Below are 17,452 nucleotides of genomic sequence, written 5' to 3' on the forward strand. Positions count from 1 at the left end.
TTACTTTCTCCAAAAGGGGCAATTCTCCTCCCTTTCTTATGGATTAAAGCCATGATTCTTTTGAATTGTATAGTGAAATTTATTGATTGCATGTATTAACCAGATCTAATAAAATAAGCATATATTTAGATGCTTAAGTATGATAAATGTTTAAAGCGAGGGTTTCGGTAATGCCAATAAAGAAAACGAAATATTATGCGGTTAAAGCCGGTCGTGAGACGGGAGTATTTACGACCTGGGCAGCATGTAAAAAATCTATCCATGAATTTTCAGGTGCAGTCTATAAAAGCTTTGAATCGGAAAGCGCCGCCCAAGATTGGTTGAATGATAAACGAAGTGAGCTTAGGGAAAACACTTTACCCACTGCTTACGAGGTTTATACTGACGGAAGTTATAGTAATGGTCAATATTCTTGGGCTTATGCCTTTGTCAAGGATGATGAAGTGGTTTATGAAGACAGCAATACAGGGACAAGCCCAGAAGCAGCTAAGATGCGTAATGTTGCGGGAGAAATTGCAGCTGCCCTTTATGCGGTAAAACGAGCCGCAGAACTAGGCGTAACGATTCGAATATATCATGATTATGCCGGGATCGCCTTCTGGGTTACCGGAGAATGGAGGGCTAAAAATGAATTCACCCAAAGATATGCGAAGCTGATGAATGAATATCGAGGAGTTTACGTATTCGAAAAAGTTAAAGCCCATACCGGTAATAAATTTAATGAATACGTTGATAAAAAGGCTAAAGCAGCATTAGGAATTACCGCCCAATGATTTCAATACGTATTAAAGTATATTCTTACCGATTATCAATGTGTTCCAATTGAATGTCGTGATAAAGGAGTCGCTGGGCAGCGAAATTTTCGAATTTTTTGTTTTTACCATAATTGCAGTAAGGATCAATGCTAATACCGCCCCTGGGCAAGAATTTTCCCCAAACTTCAATATAACGTGGATCGAGTAATTTAATTAAGTCTTTCATGATAATATTGACCACATCTTCATGGAAATCTCCATTATTCCTGAAGCTTAATAAATAAAGCTTCAGTGATTTACTTTCGACCATCTTTACATCCGGAATATAACTAATGTAGATCGTTGCAAAGTCGGGTTGTCCCGTAATGGGACAAAGTGAAGTGAATTCCGGGCAATTAAACTTAACCCAGTAATCATTTTCTTGATGTTTGTTGACGAAGTACTCCAGTATTTCCGGATTATAGCTAAAATCGTATTTTACATTGTTTCCGAGAAGGCTTATGGTTTCAAGTTCATCCTTTTTTCGTGTCATTTTTATTTAGCCCCTTTTTACTTCTTTATAACTTCCAGCTCTCCATAGTTTACCCCAAATGTATCGACGGTTACTGTTTTCATGACTTGATTTTCCAGAGGTTTATCATTTGCGTCTGTTGCCCATAAAATTCTTCCTACCAATTCTTTTTAGTTCGCCAGAATTCAGGCCGCAGCAAAATGAGGAGAGTAAAAAACTCTAATCGTCCAAGAAGCATACACAAAGTTAAGACAGACTTTCCGAAAAGATTAACGCCTGCAAAATTTGATGTCGGACCTACTGCTCCAAAACCGGGACCAACATTACCTAATGTAGCAGCTACAGCACTCATCGCATCAAAGGGTTCGAGACCTGTTCCGGCTATGATTAAACTTGCGGCTGCAAAAGTCACGATGTAAAGGAAGAAAAAGATACCTAACATAACGATGGTGTTTGGTCCAACCGCTTTTCCATCCATTTTGATGCTGATTATGGCTTGGGGATGAACGGTTCTTTTCATCTCACTCCATGCAGTTTTCACAAGAAGCACAATCCGAGAAACTTTTATACCTCCTGAAGTTGAGCCTGAGCTTCCCCCGATAAACATCAGCAGAAATAAAATAATCTTTGTCATAGCCGGCCATTGATCAAAGTCTGCAGAGGCATACCCTGTTGTTGTCATAATTGAAGCTACCTGAAACAAAGCATGGCGAAAAGCATAGTCAAGGGACTTACCGCCGTTGTACCAGAGACTTCCGGCAATGAGTACTGTTGAAACAAGGATAATCAAAAGATAAACACAAAACTCAGTATTGCGGAAGGGTTTGAAGCTTTTTCGGCGCCAAGCCGTTAGGTAAATTCCGAAACTCCCCCCCGCGAGAATCATAAAAATCGTAAGGATCAATTCAATGGTATAGCTATCATAATACATAATACTTGTATTCTTGGTAGAGAATCCCCCCGTAGCAATGGTTGCAAAGGAGTTCTCAATGGCGTCTAAAAAGTCCATTCCGCTAATCCAAAGAAGAAAGGCTAGAATGATTGTAAAGGCAGTATAGATTTTCCAAAGACCTATAGCAGTATCTTTAATACGGGGCTGAACTTTTTCATTGGTTGGCCCGGGAACCTCGGCATTAAAAAGATTTACTGCCCCACTCCCCGTGCTGGGCAGTAAAGCAATAAAGAAAACAATAATTCCCATTCCACCCATCCAGTGGGTAAGGCTTCTCCAGAAAATAAGTGATTGGGGTAAAGCTTCAACATCGGTAATAACACTTGCTCCCGTAGTGGTAAGCCCTGAGACAGTTTCAAATATAGCGTCGATATAGGTTGGAACGGCATTAGCAAACCAATATGGCAATGCACCAAACAAAGAAGCGAATATCCAGGCTCCGGCTACAATGACAAAGCTTTCACGGATACCGAACTTTAATTGTTTGGGCTTGAAATATCGATTGAGAAAAACCCCGGTAATACCCGTCATCATAATCGTAATGATAAAAGCGATTATACTGGATTCTTTGAGGAAGAGTGCAATTGCTAAAGGAATAAACATAGCAAAGCTATATGCAGTAAGAAGTTTCCCCAGTATACCCAGGATAAGTGAAACATCCATTTTATTTGCTCCCTAATCTATTTTCGAACAATTTTACAACGGTAGGGACAGTGTCCGGCAGTGCGAAGACGATAACGCGGTCACCCGGTTCAAGATAAGTATCTCCGTTCGGGATAATGATCTCATTATTGCGGACGATATTTCCGATCAAGCAATTGCGAGGAAGCTTAGCTTCTTTAAGTTTACGGTGGGCCACGGGGCTTGAGCTAGCAACAATGATTTCCATTGCTTCAGCCTTTGCACCTTCCAAGAGGGAAATTGAGACAATATCACTTCTTCTGACTTGGCGTAAAATAACCCCTGCAGTAAGTATACGTGGAGAAAGGACAACATCGACCCCGACCTGCTCCATTAGGGAGGTGTATTCCGAACGACCAACGCGAACAAAGGTTTTAGGGGCGCCAAGATGCTTAGCAATAAGGGCAATCAGTAAATTAAGCTTATCATCATCCGTTAGGCAAATTACGGCATCAGATTCCCCTACTCCCTCTGAAGCCAGCAAATCAATATCTGTTCCTTCCCCGCAAAGGACTAGACCATCTTTGAGAATTTCAGCGAGGTCTTGACAGCGTTCGCGGTCTTTATCAACAACCTTAACCGAGATCCCTGATTTTTCAAGCATAACAGCTAAATGGCGGCCGATTCTTCCGGCCCCAATGATCATAACTCGGTCAACCTTCGATTTCCGCAGGGGAAAGTGTTTTTCAAGTTTCATAATTGCGGAATATTCACCTACAAAAAATACTGAATCATGAGGTAAAAGCATATCTTTCCCATGAGGAATTAACATTGAGTTCTGGCGGAGGATACCTGCTATTAAGATTTGACGAGGTAAATCAAGTTTACTTAAAGAAACATTTGCGAGTTTAGAATCAGGTGGAATTTTAACTTCAAGCATTCTAACGTGCCCATCTGCGAAATCCTCAACGTCTAAGGCAGCGGGGGTTAAAAGTATACGACTTATCTCAAGGGCTGTAACCATCTCAGGGTTGATCGTTAAATCAATCCCTAAGGACTCATTGAATTTGAGCTTGTCCTTTTCGGCATATTCCTGATTACGGACACGAGCAATCGTCCGTTTAATTCCGGCTTGCTTAGCAGACATACAGGCGATCATGTTGACTTCATCACTATCAGTGACTGCTACCATAAGATCAGCCTTACGTATCTCAGAATCTAAAAGCATGGCTGGGCTAGCGCCATTCCCGGCAATTGTCATAACGTCTAAACTGTTTTGGACAATTGAGCGGCGCTCTTCGTTATTTTCAATGACAATAACTTCATGATTTTCTTGGGATAAATATTGAGCTAAAATATAACCTACCTTACCCGCTCCTACAATTACAACACGCACCCTTATAAAACCTCCGAATTTTAACAATAATAATCCTATAGAAACCCGTTAGAATTTGCTAAATTAATTCTAACGGATTTCTACTCATGTATAACATAATACACCTTTACAGAATGTTCAAGTATAATCCGATTTCAAAAATATTTCTTACTTTTTAGCAGAAATTAAAAAAGCTTAGAACGATGTGGTCTAAGCTTTTTTATTAAGATTAAATTTGAATTATAGGGATAAGAATCAAGTTAATACAATCCGTTTTGAACAAAACCTTGATAGGTAACCTCGTTTTTCAGTAGGTTCTTATTTTTTAACCAAGTGATAACACCGCTGACCTCATTTTCCGTGGGAAGCTGGGGTTTTGAATAGTGTTGAACTTTGTAGTCAGAAACAACGCTCTCGGGGATATTTACGTTTTTAACGAGCAAATCTTTATATTGATCAGGTGACTGGTTGATATCATCTACGGCTTTGGCATAGGCTGAATAAAAATGGGTTATGGCCTCTTTTTTATTATTCAATGCTTCACCCTTCATTAAAATTACAGATTGTGAAAGGTTTTCTCCTTGGCTGTCTTCAGCAATAATTTTTGCCCCTTTGGAAACAAGATAGGTAATTTGAGGATCCGGAACAGTGATGGCATCGATTTGATTATTTAGGAGCATTTCCACTCGAACAGGTATTTTCGCAACGGTTGTTTTCTTGACTTCAGAAGGATCAACTCCCCCTTGTTGGAGAAGGCCATCCGTTACGTACTCAATAATCGAGTTGTTTGAAATACCAATACCTTTTCCTTTTAAATCTTGTACCGTTTTTATCGTGCTGTTCGGTGAGGCTACAATCGCAAAGCGTCCCTCTTGCGGTGTCGCGCCGAGTGCAATTGAGGTTACGCGCAGATCTTCACCCGAACTTTGCAGCAACGCAGCGATCATAATATCTGTTATCATTCCATCGAGGTCCCCTGATTGAAAGGCGCTTTGAAGCTCAACAGGACTTTGAAAAGGAACAAGTTCGACCTTTACGTTCTCGTTTGTAAAATAACCATTTTTATCGGCAACGAGTAAAGGCAGGTTTTCTTCGATGGTTAAGGAACCAATTTTTAAGACGGTTGCTTCCGCTTTTTGGGCTGTTCCCTCTTGTTTTGCCGGATTGGATTGGCCGCATCCCGTTACCCCGGTTATCAGAATAGCAATTACAACCAACGCAGAAAGGAAAGATTTCCGCAATATAAACGCCTCCTAAGTTTTCAAACAATGAATCAAAGTTCAGTTCTTGGATTATAGTAAACCTTTATCACAATCAAGTCAAGATCTAATTTTGAAGATCTTATTTCGTGCTAATTTATAATTTAAGGATTGACCCATGAACATGCAACTTTTTCACAGGCATCAAAAAGCAAGTAAAGTAGAAATCCCATAAGCGACATTGCTATGATCCCGGCAAACATTTTGTCGTAGGCTAAGCTGCTCCAAGAATTCATGATAAAATAGCCTATTCCCTCTTGTGTCGCATAAGTCTCAACTAAGAAGAGAACCGCTAAGCCTCCTCCTAAACCGATTTTTAAGGACGTAAATATAGCCGGCAGACAAGCAGGAAAATATACATGTTGATAAAGTTCTCGTTCGGTTGCTCGGAGTGATTTTACGGAAAGCACATATTCTTGTTGGACATTGCGAGCGGCATCCCGCGTCATAACCAGGATTTGATAGAAAATTATCAAAGTGATTAAAACAATTTTAGAAAGATTGCCAATCCCTAAAAGTATCATAAATATAGGTAAAAAGACTACTTTAGGAATGGGAAATGTCAGATAAAGTAAAGGGGCTGAGATTTGATCAGCCATTCTATTCTTACCTAAAAATAGCCCAAAAGGCACGGCCAAAACAGTGGCAATTATGAGACTGATTCCGATTCGATAAAAACTAATTTTTAAATGAGGGATAATCTCAATTTTAAAGAGTGCGAAAAAAGAGGCAATGGCCTTCTCGGGCGGAGGAAAAGCAGGAGTATCAAGGACCATGGATAAAGCCTGCCAGGCCGCACCGAGAAAAAGGATTGCACCGATAATATAAATCAAATTATGGATTAAGCTTTTTAGGTGCATGCTCATCCCTCCCTCTTAAGCCTAAACGCAGTGAGTTACACATTTCTAAGAATTCCATTTTCCCTCGGGCGGAATAATCGCCGGCAAGAGAGTTATCAATTTCTTTAATAATTGTACCGGGAGATGCGGACATCACAAAAATCTTCTGACCGAGAAAAACAGCTTCCTCGATGTTATGGGTAATTAAGACAATAGTTAGATGGGTCTCCTTCCAAATATTTAAAAGAAGATCCTGCATTTCTTCACGGGTAAGGGCATCAAGTGAGGAAAAGGGTTCATCCATTAACAGCAGTTCGGGTTGAAGAATCAGTGAACGTGCAATGGCTAATCTTTGCCGTTGCCCCCCGCTTAATTGGATGGGGAAACGCTTTTTTAGATGAAGAAGTCCTAATTTATTGAGAATATTTTTTGTCCGCTCAGCAGTTTCCTTGGAAGAAGCTCCTTTGATCTGAAGACCTAATTTTACATTATCCCAGACTGATTTCCAGGGCAAAAGACCATATTCTTGAAGGATTAACGCAGTTTCCTTGCTCTCTTGGGGCGGTTTGCCGTCAATGAAAACCTTGCCTTGGTAGTTCATATTTAAACCCGCTAAAATATTTAAAAGCGTGCTTTTTCCACAACCAGAGGGTCCAATGATTACACCAATGCTTCCCTGGGGCAGGGTTAGGCTGACATCCTTAAGGGCAGAAGTGATATGGTTATGTTGATTATAATTAACGCATAAAGCATCGATGTCTAAGAAATCCATTTAATATCTTCCTTATCTTAAAAATCTCTTCCGATCCCACGCATATTAAACTCGATCAAAGTCTGAAAGGATAACTCCGATTCAAGGGGTTCACCGTGACTAATCCAGGATAAAATAACTTCACGGAATGTACCTACAAATGCAGTAGCACTGACTTGGGTGTCCTGCTTAGGAATCAAGTCTTGATCCAGGAGCTCATCTAGGTCAATTTTCGTGAGGCGGATGAGGTCATTTTCAATATCGGTATATTTCGCATTTAAGACTGTATTTTTCTGGGGAAAGTCAAATAAGAGGACCCTAGCAAGGTTCTTTTCTTTCAGAAATAGATTTATACATACTTTCATCGTTGCTTGGAGCTTATCAAAATTGTTAGTATACTTTGTCCGTTCTTTTTTGATCTGGTCAAGAAGTTCGTTATAGATTTCTTGAATTACCGTATCAATTAGTGTTTCTTTATCTGTAAAATAAAGATAAAATGTTCCCGTCGCAATTCCCGCTTTTTGTGCAATAGACTTAATGGATACCTTTTCCATGTTCTTTTCGGAAAGAATTTCTCGGGCAGCTTTAATTATTTTCTTGCTCCGCATTTGCTGTTTTTCTTTGACCTTATCGGTTTTATTGTAGACCATATCTAAACTCCATTTTGTATTATCTTGTAAAAGTAAAAAATGAACTATTATTCAGTTCATGCGTCAATTTTACGCTTGATTATAGGGATAGTCAAGCGTAAAAGAAGGAAATTAACCCGTTATTATTCAGTGTTAATTTCCTTCTTTATTTAGTAACTTACTCAACTTTCGCGTCGTAAAAATTGGATCTAACCCAGTCTATAGCTGGGTTGGGACAAAATAATTTTGTTCATTGACTGAAAAACACCTTTCGAATTGGTAAAATGGAAGTGACCAAACTCACCATCATTCCAAAACAGAAAGGTGCATACTTCAATGTTACAACACAACTCCCTGTCTGAAAAGCATGAGAATCAACTTTCTTTCGTTTTTTCCACACTCAGAATGGGTCAACTTCTTCGGAAGGCTGGAATCCGCAAAACCTATGGGCTTTCGAGTTTTGCGCTATTCCAAATCATCTTTCAGTTAGTATTCGAAGGCCGGAATCTGTTTCGGTTATTAGAAAGTAAGCGTGGCGAAACATTACCCGGTAAAGATGTTATCTATCGATTCCTTAATGAATCCTGTTATAACTGGAGGCGTTTTTATCAGTTATTAAGCCTCAAGGTTGTCGCTCGATTGGAAAACCTCACCTCCGCACGTCGTATCCGCGTTTTCATCGTCGATGATTCAGTCATGAGCCGAGAACGCAGTAAAAAGGTTGAACTTTTAGCGCGTATCTATGATCATGTTTCAGGCCGCTTTATTCGCGGTTATAACTTGTTAACACTCGGTTGGTCCGATGGCTATAGCTTTGCGCCCATCGATTTTACCTTAATGAGTTCTGCCAAGGCTAAAAACCGTCTTTGCGAAATGCGGGAAGACTTGGACAAACGCACGACAGGCTACAAGCGACGTATGGAATCCATGATCCGAAAACCGGACGCTGTTATTCAAATGCTTGAGCGCGCTCTAAAGGCTGGATTTTCAGCAGATTACGTTCTGATGGATAGTTGGTTTACCCATGCACCCCTGCTTCAAAAGATTATGGACAAGGGACTTCACGTTATTGGAATGGTCAAAGAACTAAAACAGCGTTACCTTTTTGAGGAAAAATCATTAAGCTTACGTGAGCTTTATGCTAAAATTCCTAAGAACCCTAAAGCAGAAATTCTAGGGTCAGTCCGCGTTCAAACCCCTACTGGCTTATCCCTTAAAATTGTTTTCGTTCAGAATCGCAACAATCGCAGAGATTGGCTGGCCATCCTAACAACAGATCTTGCTCTGGAAGATGCAGAAATTGTAAGGATTTACGGCATGCGTTGGGGTATTGAGACCTTTTTCAAAATGGCTAAGTCTCATTTGAAATTGGGCACTGAATTTCAAGGACGGTCCTTTGACATGATGATCAGCCATACAACCATTGTCTTTACCCGATATCTCATCCTTGAGTGGGAACGGAGACAAAATACAGATGAACGTTCGCTCGGAGGATTGTTCTATCTTTTTGCTGATGAGGTGGTGGACTTAGACTTAAAAACGGCATTACGTCAGCTAATGGTTTTTGTCCTCGACCTTTTAACGAATAAATCAGGGAATAATGAGTCATCGATAAGTCAATTACAGAATTGGGTGAGTGAATTACCCAGTTATATCAAGGCTTTATTCGCACAACCAGGGTGCGAAAGTTGAGGTATAAACTTTTTAGCTAGATAAAAAAATGATAAGTGATCGAGGATTTAGTTAATAAAGAATTATTTTTATAGTGGATGTGATATAAAAATTGAGGTTTATCAAAGTAATTTTAAAACCTATTATTCTATTCCCGGTTTTATTAACTTTACTGGGATTTTCTATTTATTATTTTGTACCTCTTTTTAATTATGATATCGATAATTATCGTTATATTTTTAGTTCAGCTATTCAATCGCTTGCGGCTATTTTTGCCTTAATTTCTAGTACTACGATTATTCTTTTCCAAGTTTCTAATGAGAACTGGCCTACAAGCTTAAAATTTTTTCCCGAAAGATTATTTTTTAGTGTTCTATTTTTATTTTCTCTTTATCTTTCCGTAGATACAATAATCTTGATACTTTTAAAAGATAAACCAAATGATACGGATATAATATTCTTTAATTCTATACTTTATCTTAATGGAACCATTATTTTATTTGTAATTTATTATATTTTCGAAGTTGTAAAATGGTTTAATCCACAGAATATATTAGAAAGACTTTTAGTACAAACTAAATATTGTAATTCAGACGAACAAAAAAATGAAATGATTTTTGCATTTGAAGAGTTAGTAATAAAATCAATTAGTAAAAATTCAATAAATACCTCAATTATTTTGATTAAAGCATATGAAAAATTAATTGAGATTTTTGCCGAAGAAGAAATGAAGAATAAAAAAACTCAACAATATGTAAATTTTCGTCCTTTTGAGCTAATTGGAGGATCTCTTGCCCGAATTATTAACTTTTTAAATCATAATAACTTAAATGAACTATATTATGTTCCTACAGATGTATTTTGTGAATTAATAAGAAATTATGATAAATTAGGTGAAAACTATTCATTTGTAATTGCAATACCTTTAATGAAAGTTTTTAGAGAATATAAAAATAGTAATAGAGAATATGAAGCAGCATTATTTGCTTCACAATTAACATATCATTATAATGATTTTTCAAAGAATGTTATTTCTTGTACTGAGGTTATTGTAGACAATGGTATTGATTTAGAAATGGGTTTAGTACTACATGAAGGTCTTTATCTTTTCTTTATCAGAATTTCATTCGATATTGAAACAAATGCTGAGTATTTCCGAAAAGTTGGCGATAGAATTCTAGAAAAGCTTTCTACTACAGGGACAAAATATTTTCAGCAGAAAGGATTGATGCCAGAGGTATTTAATAATACGATTGGTGATCTTAAACATGATATTGAAGTCATTTTACAAACAGGGGAAAACTTGAATATACCGGAACAACCACATGGAAATACAATATTAAATCCAATTTACAAAGGAAAACTTAATATATACTTAGATGACGAATTTGAAAAATACCACTGGAAGTAAATTGAATTAACTGCGGTCAAATTAATACCATACTTCAAGTTAAGAGGAACGACGACGCTCGGTGCTGGCCAGAAGGGGCTGTGTGAAAACACAGCCCCTTCAATTTTTTCCGTTAAGGAGGGAAGCACAAAATATGCCATTTCTTTTGACAGAAGTAGTTAAGCAGCAAAGAGATTGTCTGTTGAAGGGAGTCTCTTTGCTTTTCCCTGCGGGAAGACATTCTCAGCAATGCGCTGAAGTCGGTTCCACCCGTTCGATCATGCGCGCGAATAAATAAAAAATATTTTCAGGAAGTCCGTCTTTATTTTCCTCAGTAACAGTAATTAACTTGACATTGGGATGATTTCTGATCCTATCGGTCCACCCTCTGCTTCCCTGTTTTATCACACCCAAAACGGGGATACTGCCGTCTAGTGTATCCATAATTTCTTCTTGAAACAGTAGTGCGTTACGCTCTAGGCTTCCGCATTCATCCATCATAATCAGGTTTGAGTTCATTTTGGCAGACCTTATGAGTTCGATACCGTAAATATCAAATTTCTCGGTTAAAACTTGCGGCGGTTGACCTTCGCTGAAATGCGCTACTGCATTTTCTTTTCGAAAGAGCTTTGGACCTACGGCAGAACTCATATAAAGTGATTTATCGGGACATTCTCTATCAGAATCAAAGTAAGTTTTAAAGCCACCGGGGATTATATTTAAAAGGGCCAGTGTTTTTGCAATTACAGTGCTTTTCCCGACTTGGATTTCACCGGTCAAAAAGATGTGCATTGTTTATAGCTCGCCTTCAATTTCAAATATGCCCATTGACTTCGTTCGGGGAATTAGGAAAGGGTATTTTAACTCTCCTGTTTCTCTAAGGTGCAGAGATAGAAAAGCTTCTAAATCCTCTGTAGTGATTCCGGGAGCTTGGGTCTTCACGAAATCCCGAGCATCTTGCCTTGAAAGCAAAGGTTGTCCGAACTCAAAAGATGCCTCTCTAAAAGAATAAGTTATTCCCTTTTGAGTCAATTCTTGAGCGACCTCTTCCGTTGTCCTTTTTTGAAATCTCCGATATTTATCCGGATAGAGTTCAGCTAGGTTCCTTTTATTAACGACTGAAATAAGCTTTTTACAGTGAGGTATGAAATTTTCCAGCTCGAGACCGCCGAAAAAGCTGGTATAAATGACATCCCAATTTTCTTTAATATCCTGGCAATCCATCAAACAAGGTTTGATATTTGAAATATTTTTATCAACTATGCTCTTTTTTAATGCCTCGATAGCATTCTCGTTAATATCGATGCACGTAATATTATTAATGCTTTTACTCAGTTCCAAATCGATGAGTCCCAAACCACAGCCTATATCGCAGAAAGTGGAATACCCTTCTAATTTGGGAGCTATTAAGTTTGCGATATTCTTGAAAAAGCCCGAATACTCATTTGCCGCCTGATACCATTCGATGGTATTCGAATTCCAATCAAAATTCATGATTTACTATCCTTTCTCTTCTGCAATCTCATCATATTCTTCAACACTATCTTCGTCCATCACTTTTTTATCACTCATATGACTCACCTTATCCATTGACCTTATATGTTGAATTTTTCAGTAAGTCCTTAGCATCATCATCGGAAAGGTTAGCATGATAGAACAGAGCGTAAAATTCTTTGACTTCTTTGACCATATCCACCTTGTAATAATCGGGATAGAAGGTGTTAGCCAGCCATTTCAAACCGAGGAAGCGGTTCACTGAGGGTGGGCGGTCAAACCAGTTAAACGGGTAATTAGGGATCTCAATGACTTTGTTATTTTTAACTGCATTGATATTTTTCCAATCCTCACTCGTCCGTATCAGATCATAGGCACCACCGGCATCCACACCCCACGATAAAATGACATCGGGATTCCATTTTAAGACTTGCTCCAGGGATACATCACTCATTCCGCCCCCGCCTTTAGCGGTAACTTGGGCCACGTTATTGCCATTGACCAAGTCCAAAACCAGCGCATGACTTCCGCCTTTAGGCTCTGTAGCCAACCCTTTGGGACCTTCGGCATAATAGAATTTGACTCTTTTATCTTCAGGGATGGATTGAGTTGCCGCTGTAACTTCGTTCAAAGTTTTTGTGCAATAAGCAGCAAGCTCTTGGGCTTTGTCTTCAACCCCAAGAATTTGGCCGATAAAGGTATAGGCCTTTTCTGTACTTCTAATATCCCCGTCTACAACCAGGACCGGAATATTCAGCTGCTGCTGAAGTTTATCGGCATCGCTCTTATTGGTATCACTGAGCGGATCGGGACCCACGGAAAAAATGACATCAGGTTTAGCCTTGAGCAGTTCTTCCGTGTTGATCTTACCGTTCATCTGTAATCCGCCCAGGAAAGGAAGAGACGAATATTGTTCAGGAATATATTTCTTTTCTTTATCCGTAAGCTTCATAGACCAGCCAACCATCTTATCCGGTGCCAGCGAATAGACCATGATCATCCCCAAAGGACTGGTGTAATAACAACGATTGATTTGAGCAGGAATGGTTACCGTTCTTCCGGCATGGTCTGTGATCGTTTGGGTCGTGGGTTGCTGTGGCTGTGAGGCGCTTTGGCTGCCACATCCTGTTAGTAATAGAGAAAAGATCATTGCCGCCATAAGTACTACAGAAACCATCTTATTTTTTCTCGTCATTTTCACTTACAACACTTCCTTTTTTTGATTTGCATATTATTACTGGCCCAAATGGCCGAAGAATCTTGATTTACTTAAGCGCTTATACCTTGTGTAAGCGTGGGAACCGGAACGCAAACCCGAATGTTTCTCTCGTCCGGCAGGCAGATATTGCCGATTTTGACCTCAGTACCATACATCTCTTGCATGGATTCTTCGGAAATCACCTCTTGAGGGGTTCCGATTTTTAACAGGCGGCCCTTTTTCATCGTTACCACCTGATCCGCACAAAAGAGAGCATGTCCGGGATCATGGGTCACCATGAGGATGCTGATCCCTTTCCGGGAAAGGTTTCGCGCATGTTCCAGCACCACATTCTGTTTACCAAAATCCAAGCTTGAAGTCGGCTCATCCATAACCAAGAGCTTGGGCTGCTGAACTAAAGCCCGCGCAATCAGAACGAGCTGTCTCTCGCCGCCGCTGATTTTGGTATAGATCTTATCTTTTAAGTAAGTAATATTCAGATCGGCTAAAGCTTCTTCAGCGATAGCTTCATCTTTTTTACCGGGAACAGAGAGATTACTGGCAAGATACGCCGTTCTCCCCATCAGGACAACATCAAAAACGGTATAGGGAAAGGGCGGAGTATGCTCTTGAGGAATATAAGCCATCACTTGAGCCAATTGCTTCGGCGATAGTTTTCGAATCTCTTGGCCATCGATCCAAATCGAGCCGACACTCGGGGACAACAAGCCGAGGATATTTTTAAGCAGAGTTGTTTTTCCGCAGCCATTGGGTCCCAACACACACATCAGTTCCCCCGATTCAACCTTGAAAGAGATATCATGAAGGACTTTGCACGGCCCATAACTATAGGAAATGTTTTTGACTTCCAGCATTACTTCCACCCCTTTATATTTCTTTTGAAAATCAAAATAAAGAAAGGGACCCCAATCAAGGAAGTTAAGATACCCAAGGGGGCTTCAACCGTGCCCAGACAGCGAGCCAAATCATCGACCAGCAATAAATACGTTGCCCCCAGAACAAAGGTGACGGGTAAGAGTGTTTTATAATTGGGTCCAACAATGGAACGGGCTAAATGCGGGATCACTAAGCCCACCCAACCAATCATGCCGGAGATCGAGACAGAAGCAGAGGTTATTAACGTCGAACTGATAATGACAATGAGGCGAAGCCTTTTCGTATTGATCCCCAGCGTTCGCGCCTCTTCTTCGCCAAATGCCAGCACATTTAACTGCCAGCGGACTAGAAAGAGGGTGATAAAGCCTACAGCCATAGGAATTAAAATCATGAGCAGATCCTGTTTATTGACTGAGGATAAACTTCCCATCAACCAAAACGTAATGGCCGGCAGGGTATCATTAGCATCCGCAAAGTATTTGATGGCTCCTGTTCCTGAGGCAAAAAGATTGCTCACCAGCATGCCCCCGAGGACTAAGCCAAGTGTCGGTTCGAAGTTGAATTTGACATTAATAAAATAAGTAAGAAATACGGCGATCAGTCCGAATAGAAAGGCCGAGAATTGGATGACGACTCCCGATTGTGCAAAGAAAATGCCCAAACAAGCCCCGAATCCGGCACCGGCTGAAGCTCCTAAGATATCCGGAGATACGAGCGGGTTTTTGAACATTCCTTGATAGGCGGCCCCCGCGGTCGATAGGGCTGCTCCGACTAACATAGCCGCAAGAATACGCGGCAGTCGGATATTAAACACAACAGTATCGAAATTCGTTCCTCTGTTGTCCGCAAAAAAATGCTGATAGACGGTGTTAAACAAATCAGGAATAGCTATGGCATAGCGACCCATCGTAAACGAGAAGATTAAAGTGATGATCGGCAAAATCACAAGGATCAATTTCTTTAATGATGGATGCATACCATTTGCCCGCCATGCTTAAAAATATTCATCTTTTTTCCTTCCTGGCTTGCTTGCCAAATCAGTTTTGGATTGAGCACCATAAAACTCGCAAGGTAATCGACTCCGTAGTCAAAAAGGATAGGGGAAAGGGTCACGCTTGGACCCACGAGAATCACCTTCGCATTTTTAGACAACTCAAGAAGCCGTGGCATCGTTTTATTGGTAAAAGCGGTTCCTGTAATAAAAACGAAATCTTGCTCCGGGAGCAAATATTCACACGCGGGGTCAGGATAATCTTTTCCTTGAGGCTCTCTTTCCAGGACGGATAGCTCACATTTTTCTTGAAGCTCATCAACCTCCGGAAAATGACCGATAACAGCAACCTTTTTACCGGATAGCGCAGGTTCTAATAATTTAAAGGCATTGGCCCCTTCGGGATGAGCAGTTGGGCGAATCGGTTGGCCGGTGATGGACATAACCTCGGCCGGATGATTATGGGCTGAGTTCAGTGCGGCCTGCCCTAACGATGCTTCAAGCATATTCCAGGACTTTGCATATCCTGCAAGCTTCTTCAGCGACATTCCGGTAACATTGTCGAGATCTGAACCTTTCTTACCGCCTTTGATGGTCTTAGCTATACCTAGCCCCCGCTCCGAACGAACAAGCGTCCAAGTGACCCCAATCATGCACTCCAATACAGTTAAATCCTCAGGGATGGTATTAATGAGTTCATCATATAGTGCCCACATGCTTTATCCTCCTCGCTCAGATTTTTTGATAATACGCACCGTTAGCGCAAGCCTGACACAATACTTTCCCATCCTTGTGCAACTCTCGGCCATCGTTAATCTTTTCATGGCAAATTTCACAAAAGGCCCTTTTCGTTGGTTTGCCGGGTAGATCTTCCGGTTTTAAAGCAACCGTTATCGGCTCGAATTTAAACAATTCTTCATCGGAAAATTGTTTCCAAAAGGCAACGGGATCATCATCGTCAGAAAACATCTTCTGATTATTAACCACGATTCTAACCCCTTTTTGGGTGTGGATATCGATAAAACTGGCTGCCATTTTGCCGTAATCCATCCATTTGAGCCTTCTTTTCCCGAGTGAACATCTTGTTACCGATTGGACAGCATCGGCGAGACAACGATCCGCCTCAACGTACACAATAAAATCTTTATTTTTTGAGGGATCTTCAATACCGAGAAAATTAAGACCCGCCCGAGCGATTCTGACCCCAAATACAATGCCAGTACAAACATGGCCATGAAATTCCTGTGCCTTTTTTATATCCTCTTCATAATGGTCAGTCATACTAACACTCCTTCTTTTTTATACTCTTTATCCTTTATATAACCGCCTGTTCGTTGATATTTTGCGGCTTGAATCTCAGCCATCACAGCTAAGGCAATCTCAGTTGTCTTTTTTCCACCCAAATCAAGTCCGATAGGGGAATATACTCTCTCAAGAAGGTTATTTGAAAGGTTAAGGGGCTTTAAATTATTAAAATATCCTGCCACCCTGCGACTGTTGCCTAGGACACCGATATAACGGGCAGAGGAAGAAATGACGGTTTGCAGTGCCTGTTCATCAAATTCATGATGATGTGTCGCAATGACAATGTTGGTGTTTTCGGTAATCGTACAGGCTTTCAGGTTTTTGGGGATATCTCCTAAAAGCAATTCATAAGCATCCGGAAATCTTTCTTTCGTAAGCATTTCTGCCCGGTGATCAATAATTGTAATGCGATAACCCAGAATTCTTGCCAGTTTATACAGGGTTTGGGCCACTGTACCCGCACCCACAATGATTAAGTGATCCTCATTGCAGAAAGCTGAAACAAAAATTTCTACAGTATCCTTTTCAACACTAATTGAGGATTTGCGGGAAAGGCCTCTGCGGATACAGATCTTGCCTTGTTCAACCGCTTTTTGTTGAAAGATCTCATTGCCAATGCCGCCTGCCAGTATCCCCCCGTTTTCGTCAATTAACATCATGGCCCCTGTCGTACAATTTTTAACATTTTCGGAGGAAATGACCGTTATAAGGGCTGCTTCCTTATTGGCTTCCTGGTATTCTGCAAGAAGGCGCATTAAATTGAATTCCAAGCAACCACCCCCTAATTAATGCACTAAAAAAGGCTCCACTTAAG

Annotated in this window: 18 protein-coding genes; 3 read left to right on the forward strand and 15 right to left on the reverse strand. The window is 40.3% G+C overall.

Annotation, left to right across the window (positions count from 1 at the left end; all coding sequences use genetic code 11):
* The first annotated feature begins 170 nt into the window (after positions 1 to 170).
* Positions 171 to 773 carry a ribonuclease H family protein gene (locus VB077_RS15145; RefSeq protein ID WP_323416093.1) on the forward strand — a complete coding sequence of 201 codons (603 nt, stop codon included), beginning with the start codon at positions 171 to 173 and terminating at the stop codon, positions 771 to 773.
* Positions 774 to 798: 25 nt separating this feature from the next.
* Here VB077_RS15145 and queF read toward each other — a convergent pair whose 3' ends face one another.
* From queF to VB077_RS15180, 7 genes are all read right to left on the reverse strand, one after another.
* On the reverse strand, positions 799 to 1,287 hold the full coding sequence (gene queF, locus VB077_RS15150) for a preQ(1) synthase (RefSeq protein ID WP_323416094.1): 489 nt from the start codon (positions 1,285 to 1,287) through the stop codon (positions 799 to 801).
* 136 nt (positions 1,288 to 1,423) lie between these two features.
* Positions 1,424 to 2,881: a TrkH family potassium uptake protein gene (locus VB077_RS15155; protein ID WP_323416095.1), complete on the reverse strand. Its 1,458-nt coding sequence runs from the start codon at positions 2,879 to 2,881 to the stop codon at positions 1,424 to 1,426.
* A gap of 1 nt (position 2,882) precedes the next feature.
* Positions 2,883 to 4,235, reverse strand: a complete 1,353-nt coding sequence (trkA, locus tag VB077_RS15160) for a Trk system potassium transporter TrkA (protein WP_323416096.1) — start codon at positions 4,233 to 4,235, stop codon at positions 2,883 to 2,885.
* A gap of 239 nt (positions 4,236 to 4,474) precedes the next feature.
* Positions 4,475 to 5,458 (reverse strand): ABC transporter substrate-binding protein, encoded by a 984-nt coding sequence (locus VB077_RS15165; protein WP_323416123.1) that lies wholly within the window; start codon positions 5,456 to 5,458, stop codon positions 4,475 to 4,477.
* A 119-nt stretch (positions 5,459 to 5,577) separates the two neighbouring features.
* Entirely contained in the window at positions 5,578 to 6,333 is a 756-nt protein-coding gene (locus tag VB077_RS15170; RefSeq protein ID WP_323416097.1) for an ABC transporter permease, read from the reverse strand.
* A complete protein-coding gene (locus VB077_RS15175) occupies positions 6,308 to 7,084 on the reverse strand; it encodes an ABC transporter ATP-binding protein (protein ID WP_323416098.1) in 777 nt (258 codons plus the stop codon). The genes VB077_RS15170 and VB077_RS15175 overlap by 26 nt, the downstream gene beginning before the upstream one ends.
* A gap of 17 nt (positions 7,085 to 7,101) precedes the next feature.
* A complete protein-coding gene (locus VB077_RS15180) occupies positions 7,102 to 7,713 on the reverse strand; it encodes a TetR/AcrR family transcriptional regulator (RefSeq protein ID WP_323416099.1) in 612 nt (203 codons plus the stop codon).
* Between the two features lie 315 nt (positions 7,714 to 8,028).
* Between VB077_RS15180 and VB077_RS15185 the strand changes: the two genes are divergently transcribed.
* Positions 8,029 to 9,384: a transposase gene (locus VB077_RS15185; protein WP_323416100.1), complete on the forward strand. Its 1,356-nt coding sequence runs from the start codon at positions 8,029 to 8,031 to the stop codon at positions 9,382 to 9,384.
* Between the two features lie 91 nt (positions 9,385 to 9,475).
* Complete coding sequence (locus VB077_RS15190; protein WP_323416101.1) at positions 9,476 to 10,774, forward strand: hypothetical protein; 1,299 nt, start codon at positions 9,476 to 9,478, stop codon at positions 10,772 to 10,774.
* A 222-nt stretch (positions 10,775 to 10,996) separates the two neighbouring features.
* Here the strand turns inward: VB077_RS15190 and VB077_RS15195 are convergent, their stop codons facing one another.
* The 8 genes from VB077_RS15195 to VB077_RS15230 all read right to left on the reverse strand — a co-directional run bounded on the left by VB077_RS15195 (position 10,997) and on the right by VB077_RS15230 (position 17,408).
* On the reverse strand, positions 10,997 to 11,545 hold the full coding sequence (locus VB077_RS15195; RefSeq protein ID WP_323416102.1) for a nucleoside-triphosphatase: 549 nt from the start codon (positions 11,543 to 11,545) through the stop codon (positions 10,997 to 10,999).
* A 3-nt stretch (positions 11,546 to 11,548) separates the two neighbouring features.
* On the reverse strand, positions 11,549 to 12,247 hold the full coding sequence (locus VB077_RS15200) for a class I SAM-dependent methyltransferase (RefSeq protein WP_323416103.1): 699 nt from the start codon (positions 12,245 to 12,247) through the stop codon (positions 11,549 to 11,551).
* 88 nt (positions 12,248 to 12,335) lie between these two features.
* Positions 12,336 to 13,442, reverse strand: a complete 1,107-nt coding sequence (locus VB077_RS15205) for an ABC transporter substrate-binding protein (protein ID WP_323416124.1) — start codon at positions 13,440 to 13,442, stop codon at positions 12,336 to 12,338.
* A gap of 74 nt (positions 13,443 to 13,516) precedes the next feature.
* Positions 13,517 to 14,320, reverse strand: a complete 804-nt coding sequence (locus tag VB077_RS15210; protein WP_323416104.1) for an ABC transporter ATP-binding protein — start codon at positions 14,318 to 14,320, stop codon at positions 13,517 to 13,519.
* Positions 14,320 to 15,318, reverse strand: a complete 999-nt coding sequence (locus tag VB077_RS15215) for an iron ABC transporter permease (protein ID WP_323416105.1) — start codon at positions 15,316 to 15,318, stop codon at positions 14,320 to 14,322. The genes VB077_RS15210 and VB077_RS15215 overlap by 1 nt, the downstream gene beginning before the upstream one ends.
* On the reverse strand, positions 15,303 to 16,049 hold the full coding sequence (locus VB077_RS15220) for a DUF364 domain-containing protein (protein WP_323416106.1): 747 nt from the start codon (positions 16,047 to 16,049) through the stop codon (positions 15,303 to 15,305). The genes VB077_RS15215 and VB077_RS15220 overlap by 16 nt, the downstream gene beginning before the upstream one ends.
* 16 nt (positions 16,050 to 16,065) lie before the next feature.
* Positions 16,066 to 16,614 (reverse strand): FmdE family protein, encoded by a 549-nt coding sequence (locus tag VB077_RS15225; RefSeq protein ID WP_323416107.1) that lies wholly within the window; start codon positions 16,612 to 16,614, stop codon positions 16,066 to 16,068.
* Entirely contained in the window at positions 16,611 to 17,408 is a 798-nt protein-coding gene (locus tag VB077_RS15230; protein WP_323416108.1) for an XdhC/CoxI family protein, read from the reverse strand. Before VB077_RS15230 ends, VB077_RS15225 begins: the two co-directional genes overlap by 4 nt.
* Positions 17,409 to 17,452 lie beyond the last annotated feature (44 nt).

Origin of the sequence: Desulfitobacterium sp., from assembly GCF_034927245.1 — a bacterium.
Taxonomy (GTDB): Bacteria; Bacillota; Desulfitobacteriia; order Desulfitobacteriales; family Desulfitobacteriaceae; genus Desulfitobacterium_A.